Raw genomic sequence first — 6,410 nt, 5'->3', positions numbered from 1 at the left:
CTAAAGCTTGAAACCTACAAGGCGGCTCTGAAAGGGCAGGGCGACGTTGAACTTGAGAAGCTCCGTGCATCGTTGTCAGTGCAGGCTGGCAACGTCATCGATCTGCATACCGTTCTGAACTGCAATGAGCAATTTGGTCGGCATGCCGCGTAAACGCTCTTTCCACCGTAACGTGTAATCGAGCGACTCGAGCCCACCGGCGACGATGTCCGGAAGGACGATCCAGTCCGCGCCCTCGCCTAGCCGATCAACGGCTACGAAAAACGCGTCTTCGTCAAACGGCTCTTGCTGGACGAACGCGGACCAGGCACCGTTGTCGAGAGCGTAACGCATGCCCTCGGTTCGAAGCGCCCCTTTCGCTGATACAAGCAGGCGCCAATCGGCGTCGTAAAGTGCGGCGAGGTTTCGCTTTGTGCCGGTGCGACTTGCATAGCCCACTATCGACGGCCGTTGAATCACAATGCGCTCTTCGTATTCCGGTTCGTCGTCGGCCGAGCCGTCAACACCGTAGTACGCCGCGTACGCCATGTAGTTCTGCGACCAGCCCATCTTTTCGCCTGCTGCATACGGTTCGAGCCAGCGTGGGGTAGCAACGTCGGAAGTCATAAATCCGACTCCTTTGGCGGTACATTTCTACCTGCGACAACGATGAAGCTATCGAACATGGGCTTCACATCTGTACGTCGTATCCATGGTCGTGCGTTGTCAGCAGCCGATCCCGCGATGTACTGCCGTGCCTCATCTTCAGTTACGAAAGTCGTGGGATAGAAACGTTCTTTTGCTGCTTCAAACATGTGTAACTCCACAGAAATTATGCGGAGCGACCCGTGCGGGATCGCTTGCCCGCAGGGTCAATAAGGAAGGGGAATGGTTAGCCGTTAGTCGGCAGTTGCGATACGTGTTTCCACCACCGCTCGCCTGACGGCAACATTCGAACAAACGCCAGTTTTTCGGCTTCGTTCGCATACAGTTCAATCTCGGTACCGTTCAGGATTGCGGTTTGCAGGTACATCAGTTGCGCGAGAGTCGACGGGCCGTGTTCATCCGACACTGCGCTAAGCGACTCGACAGCGTCAAGCAACTCAACGAAGAAAGCCTTCGCCGAAGCTGCGCCCGCGCTTGCCCGGATAACCGATCCAATCGCGAGGGTCGCCTGTCCTCGGCAGCGTGGATGTTGGTGGCCGGCGCAAGCGCGTCCCACGGCGAGGCGAACCGCTTCGCGTGGTAGCACCAATTGATCTGCATTATTCCGACGTCGAAGTCGCACCGTCCGTCAGCAAGCAATGTGCGAATTGCTCGATACGCGTCGTCGCGGGTGCGAAAGTAAAAGCCTCGGCCAGCGACGTTCAAGGTCCAAGGCCACGCATGCCCGTTGTACGCAGACTCATTGAGCGCAACACCTGCGAGGATCTTCGGGTCGACGCTGGTGTGCATGGCATTGAACGGTGCCTGAGCCGATAAGCAGGCCCAACCACCTCGCCGTTCCGTCATTGCCGCCTGTGCATCGTCGTCGAGGCTCGCCGGTTGTATCCATCCGCCGCGCACAAGAATCTTTTCTAGAGACACGGCTGCCCCGTCGATAACGACGGTCGGAACGCTGTGATCGGTGGCGACAATGGCTTGTCCCTCGAGCTTTGTTGCCCATGCGGAGAAGGCATGCATGCCGCACGCATAGACGGGTTCGCCATTGAGCACGAGCAGCGATCGTGATCCGTTGTCGGCAACAACCAAGCGCGTCGGGCTAATGACAGTATCGATCGTTGCAGCATGGACCACGCACGACATTGCGGCGGTGGCTAGAGCCATCACGATCCTAATCATGGTAAGGCTCCATCACGATGTCCTGCGTGACTTGGACGAGGAACATTTTTCCCGGTGGGTCCGTGATCGTCGGCGGAATGTTCTGATTTCTTTGCAGTACGGCTTGCGCGGTCGTCGCGGCAACCTGCCCTGCCGTATCGCCGTAGGTAGTCACGCCGTTGGGACTTGCGGTGGTCGCCGTCTGCGAGCCGCTATCAAACGCCTTCAGCAAAATGGCAGTGATGAAACTCGCTCCAAATATCTTGATGAAGTGGTTGTTCACATCACCGGAGAATCCGGCGTATCCGTTCTGATCTGCGCCTTGCATACCGTTCAAGGGCACGCTCTTTCCGTTGGGCAACCGTAGATTCGTAGTCGCGACAAGCAAACGCTCTTGGCCAACTTTGACGTCTGCACTGTAGACACCGTTGATAAACGACCCTTTGGGAATCATCAGGCAGTCGCCATTCACGCTGTCGTAGACATCCTCATCGACCATGAGGGCTATGCGACCAGGTTTGTCTGAATTCAGACCTTCGACCGTCTTAACGTGGATGTTGTGCGGCGGGGTCAAGGTGCACCCACGGGCCTGCCCGTTGAATGTCGTCTGGTCGATGCTGTTCTGCGCCGCAGCTTCCTTGAGGAACGCCTTGTCGCGGTCTTCCGGTGCCTGTCCTTGCTTGGCCAGCGCAAGAGCAACGGCGTCGGCGCCAGAGTTGGAAGGAGCTTTCTGCGCAGACCGCATATCGGCGAGCGACGGGATGCCGGACGGCAATGCGGCTTCGGTCTGCTCGGCGCTACGCGGTGCGCCGTTTGTACGGAACACTGATGATGTATAAATCGAGTCTTCGTGAGCGGATTGCGCGAGTTGCGCGACATCGCCACCATGCGACTGGTCGGCGAAGTCCGCGGCAGTCAGCGCGGGCCGTGCGCTTTGGTTAGGCGATGGCGCAGCCGCCACAGCAGAAGCTCGTGCACTGGCTTCCGCGTCTGCGCGCTGTTGCCGAATTACCGCATCGATATCTTTCAGCTGCTGGTCCGGTGCAGTATCGGCGGCGCTGGCCTGCGGCGCTTGGGCTTTCTTCGCGGCCAAATCATTGTCGTGCTGATGTGAGGCTTTGAGCTCATAGAAAAAACCCAACCCGCCTATGACTGCGGCCGCAACGATGCCAATGCTCATGATGGCATTGCGGGGCGTCTTGCCCTTAACCAGAGCCTGTTGCTCGCCGGTCGGCGTTGGAGCGTCACTGTTCTTGGCCATGATCGTCAGAACACCCCTAGAAATCGCCGGCCACCGCGCTTCACAGTCACTTCCTGGTCGCCGGAACGAAGGATGATCTGGTCAGCGAGGCGTTGCAAAACGAGGAAGTCACCACGTCGGATAAAGTTTCCGACTACTTCGTCACCGTGCTCCTTATAGAACGGCACGGGCCACGATTGAGCCTTCGGCGGCATGCGCATCCAGACCGAGTGACCATCGTCGAAAACAACTTCCGGCGTGAATTCGGCACGCCCATCTATCGTGTAGTCCCAGTTCAACTTGTCGGGCGAGACGTCGATGCTTCCTGAATCCGCATGCCGGTCCGAGTCGAGCCCGTTCCCTTGAGCGACGCCGGTGCGCAGCATTGGCGCATGGGGATAGTTAAAACGCACCTGCTGATAGAAGAAGCCACCAGCCGGCGACGAAATCAAGGTGAAGTCGTATTCACGCTTATTCGTTGTGATGTGCAGCGTATTAACCAACCCGGGTTTATGAGGCTTGATAAAAATATGGTTGGATTTGTCGTCTACGATTTCCCACTGGATGCTGTCACCCATCGCCGGATCTGATGTCAGCACTTCGCCCTTCTCCAGCTCGATCGTCGTCAGCTTCAACGGAGCCGTCAGCACCTTAAAGATCTGATCTGTGCTGTACGGGAAAACTGCGATCCGAACATCACCAGGCATCGTTTCCGCATCGGCGCCGCCATTAAACGGATTGACCGGGCTCATCGGATCTCCGGCAATCGCGGCGCTTTCGATTGGAGCGCCGGGTGCTCTCTTTGCGGCGGCAACATTTCCGAATGCAAACGACACGCAAATGCCTACCAACGATGCGGCCAGAAGTCGGCGCTGAATATGTGAGGCGATGATGGTCATATTTAGGCGGTCCGCTCAAGACGGAAGAACGGGACGAAGATGCCGAACGGATTTGCCGTCAGTGCGGCGTCGGCCGTAGGGGGATTGATCTGGTAGCGCAGAGTTAAAGCGAACGACTTGATGTCGGGTTTTCCGGATGCACCGGCTTGCGAGGATGTCGTCGTGAAATTCACGACTACGGTTTGGTCATCGAGCAGTGCGATATTGCGCACGTCCACTTCCCGCACTAGCTTTGGAGAAGCTGAGATAGCCTGAAATGGTGCGTCCTCCGACAGCCACTGTCCGAATTGAGTGGCTCCCGCGCCGATCATCTGCGCTTTCACTGAGTTGATGTTGCGAGTCATCCGGGCCGTTTCCAGCCGGTCGGTCAGCACGGGCTCGATCGTGAACCAGCGAATCGCCATCTCTTTGAAGCTGGTGCGCAGCGCTTGAGAGTCTGGCTTGTAGGTAGCAAGCTCGGTGACGACTGGATGGCCGCCAGCATCAGCTGATACGCCGACGACTTTGGTCACTGAAGGCGGGGGTTGGCGCGTCCATACCGCACCGACGGCGATTACCGCCGCCACGAAGGCTGCAATTTTCCAATGATTCGTCTCGAGCTTTAAGCGCGTCCTGGTTTCGAAGATAATCTTGCTCGGATCCTCGTCGGCATACATACCGGGAGCGGTGGCGAGCACGGATCGACGTTTGTTCTTGAAAAAACGCATGGGAGCCCTTTTGATTGGGTTCCATTGAATCAGTCTCGCCGTGGGCGAAGATGGTCGAAAGAATGGCCATTTTCGACGGCTTTCCGAACAGCAATCAGAGAGCGATTTATCGCCCTCATTCCGATTTCGAATATTCCTGTGGCAACCTAAAACGGGGTAGAAGTCTTGTCCCCAAGGACCGGGAGTAGCGTCCGATGGCACTCGAAAATGGCATGCCATCGCGTAAAAACCGGAAAGCTCACTGAAACTGTATAGCTTTGCGGCGATATACCCGTGCAAGATGTGATATGCGTTTGCTATAACGCGGTCTTGATCTCGAAAGACCCAAGCCGGGGCGCCCTCTTGTCCCAGCATTTATGCTTACCAGTAAACGCAGCGACAGCCCTCTCCTTCTATTGATCCGCAACATTTGACGCGCTGGCCAATCCGGCCCGGCAGATATCCGAATCTGAGATATTAAGCTGTGAGTTCACCGGCTTGCGTTTGCAGGCCATCGTAAGCGAGTTAAGCATCGCATCAAAACGAGAGGGACGCTGATCGCCCGCTGGATTTGCTTGCAAACTCGTCTAGTCAGTTTCGGGGCATGCTAATGGATTCCCCAGCTTCAAGGCTGCACATTTCTAGCTCTGCGTGGCTGCTATCGTTTGGTCGTCTTCAGGGCGCATCTGAGCCTGCGGCAACTGGGACTCGGACGACGTGGCGAGCGAGTTGTGTTCCCGTCGTGCTAGATGCTCGTTTTCGGTTGTTGGAGAGATGCCAGTTTCCCTGCATATAGGCGATCCCCGGCTCCGAAATGTTGAATGCATCTCGGTTTTGGTCGGTGGGCAGGCGGAAACGCTGGGTCTACGTCGTCCGATCACAACAAAATTGGTGGGTGTCGGCGTCCCACAGGTAGTTGGCATTCGCGAAGATGCCTGTGTTCGCTGGTTTGGAATGCGTTGTCAGGTTGCGTGACGGGTCGTATAAGATGGCGCGATGAAGAAATCGAAATCGCTCTATCACGGTCACCGTTTCCCGGCTGGTGTCATCAGCTGCGCTGTTCGATGGTATTTCCGCTTCCAGTTGAGTCTGCGCGACATAGAGGAACTGCTTTTCGAGCGCGGCGTGATCGTGACATACGAGACGATCCGATGCTGGTGTGACAAGTTTGGTAAGGGCTCTGCTCATCGAGTGAAAGCGGTGCGACGCAAGCCGGGTAGCACGTGGCACCTCGACGAGATGTTCGTCACGCTACGTGGCGAACCGTACCTGCTGTGGCGTGCGGTCGACGAGCATGGTGCCGAACTCGACATCCTGCTGCAAAAACGGCGCGACAAAGCCGCTGCCAAACGCTTCTTCAAGCGCGTACTGCGTTCGAGCCCGGCACCGCGCAAGATCGTCACCGATCAGTTGCGCAGCTATCCGGCGGCAAAAGCCGAGATCCCAGAACTTGCTAACGTGAAGCACGTCTTCGTTAAAGCCGCAGCCCGACTGAACAACCGAGCCGAGAACAGCCACCAACCGACACGTGAGCGCGAGCGACGCATGCGCGGCTTTCGCGACCCTAAACGCACACAGAAATTTCTCTCGTGCTTCGGACCGATTCGGCAACATTTCGCGCTCAAGCGGCATCTGCTGCGCGCTTCACTTTATCGCAAGCAACTCGCAGCCCGGTTCGTTGCATGGCGCGAATTCGCCGAACTCGCCCAAAATCCGTCGACTGCTTTCTGATTAGTTGTCCCACCTTCCGTCGTGCCGCCTCATTCTCCGCAAGTTGACAATGCC

8 protein-coding genes are annotated in these 6,410 nt (G+C 57.0%); 1 reads left to right on the top strand and 7 read right to left on the bottom strand.

What is annotated here, in order from left to right:
• Nucleotides 1-75: 75 nt before the first annotated feature.
• The 7 genes from GSQ93_RS17650 to GSQ93_RS17620 form a co-directional block, all read right to left on the bottom strand.
• Complete coding sequence (locus GSQ93_RS17650; RefSeq protein WP_216857627.1) at nt 76-606, bottom strand: hypothetical protein; 531 nt, start codon at nt 604-606, stop codon at nt 76-78.
• Nucleotides 603-794 carry a hypothetical protein gene (locus tag GSQ93_RS17645; protein ID WP_158936951.1) on the bottom strand — a complete coding sequence of 64 codons (192 nt, stop codon included), beginning with the start codon at nt 792-794 and terminating at the stop codon, nt 603-605. Before GSQ93_RS17645 ends, GSQ93_RS17650 begins: the two co-directional genes overlap by 4 nt.
• Before the next feature lie 77 nt (nt 795-871).
• Complete coding sequence (locus GSQ93_RS17640; RefSeq protein WP_158936950.1) at nt 872-1,012, bottom strand: hypothetical protein; 141 nt, start codon at nt 1,010-1,012, stop codon at nt 872-874.
• Entirely contained in the window at nt 1,012-1,821 is an 810-nt protein-coding gene (locus GSQ93_RS17635) for a transglycosylase SLT domain-containing protein (RefSeq protein WP_158936949.1), read from the bottom strand. The genes GSQ93_RS17640 and GSQ93_RS17635 overlap by 1 nt, the downstream gene beginning before the upstream one ends.
• Complete coding sequence (locus GSQ93_RS17630; protein ID WP_158936948.1) at nt 1,814-3,061, bottom strand: TrbI/VirB10 family protein; 1,248 nt, start codon at nt 3,059-3,061, stop codon at nt 1,814-1,816. Before GSQ93_RS17630 ends, GSQ93_RS17635 begins: the two co-directional genes overlap by 8 nt.
• A 5-nt stretch (nt 3,062-3,066) precedes the next feature.
• Nucleotides 3,067-3,939: a TrbG/VirB9 family P-type conjugative transfer protein gene (locus tag GSQ93_RS17625; protein WP_158936947.1), complete on the bottom strand. Its 873-nt coding sequence runs from the start codon at nt 3,937-3,939 to the stop codon at nt 3,067-3,069.
• Between the two features lie 2 nt (nt 3,940-3,941).
• On the bottom strand, nt 3,942-4,646 hold the full coding sequence (locus tag GSQ93_RS17620) for a type IV secretion system protein (protein ID WP_158936946.1): 705 nt from the start codon (nt 4,644-4,646) through the stop codon (nt 3,942-3,944).
• 975 nt (nt 4,647-5,621) lie between these two features.
• Between GSQ93_RS17620 and GSQ93_RS17615 the strand changes: the two genes are divergently transcribed.
• Entirely contained in the window at nt 5,622-6,356 is a 735-nt protein-coding gene (locus GSQ93_RS17615) for an IS6 family transposase (RefSeq protein WP_158936945.1), read from the top strand.
• Nucleotides 6,357-6,410 lie beyond the last annotated feature (54 nt).

It is taken from the genome of Burkholderia sp. S171 (assembly GCF_009766085.1).
Lineage (GTDB): Bacteria > Pseudomonadota > Gammaproteobacteria > Burkholderiales > Burkholderiaceae > Caballeronia.
Note: the sequence above shows the minus strand (reverse complement) of the source record. Positions and strands in the feature narration are given on the sequence as shown.

Bases quoted from the DNA above. Each gene is read 5' to 3' on its own strand.
- GSQ93_RS17650 (WP_216857627.1), bottom strand. From the start codon at position 606: ATGACTTCCGACGTTGCTACCCCACGCTGGCTCGAACCGTATGCAGCA.
- GSQ93_RS17645 (WP_158936951.1), bottom strand. From the start codon at position 794: ATGTTTGAAGCAGCAAAAGAACGTTTCTATCCCACGACTTTCGTAACT.
- GSQ93_RS17640 (WP_158936950.1), bottom strand. From the start codon at position 1,012: ATGTACCTGCAAACCGCAATCCTGAACGGTACCGAGATTGAACTGTAT.
- GSQ93_RS17635 (WP_158936949.1), bottom strand. From the start codon at position 1,821: ATGATTAGGATCGTGATGGCTCTAGCCACCGCCGCAATGTCGTGCGTG.
- GSQ93_RS17630 (WP_158936948.1), bottom strand. From the start codon at position 3,061: ATGGCCAAGAACAGTGACGCTCCAACGCCGACCGGCGAGCAACAGGCT.
- GSQ93_RS17625 (WP_158936947.1), bottom strand. From the start codon at position 3,939: ATGACCATCATCGCCTCACATATTCAGCGCCGACTTCTGGCCGCATCG.
- GSQ93_RS17620 (WP_158936946.1), bottom strand. From the start codon at position 4,646: ATGCGTTTTTTCAAGAACAAACGTCGATCCGTGCTCGCCACCGCTCCC.
- GSQ93_RS17615 (WP_158936945.1), top strand. From the start codon at position 5,622: ATGAAGAAATCGAAATCGCTCTATCACGGTCACCGTTTCCCGGCTGGT.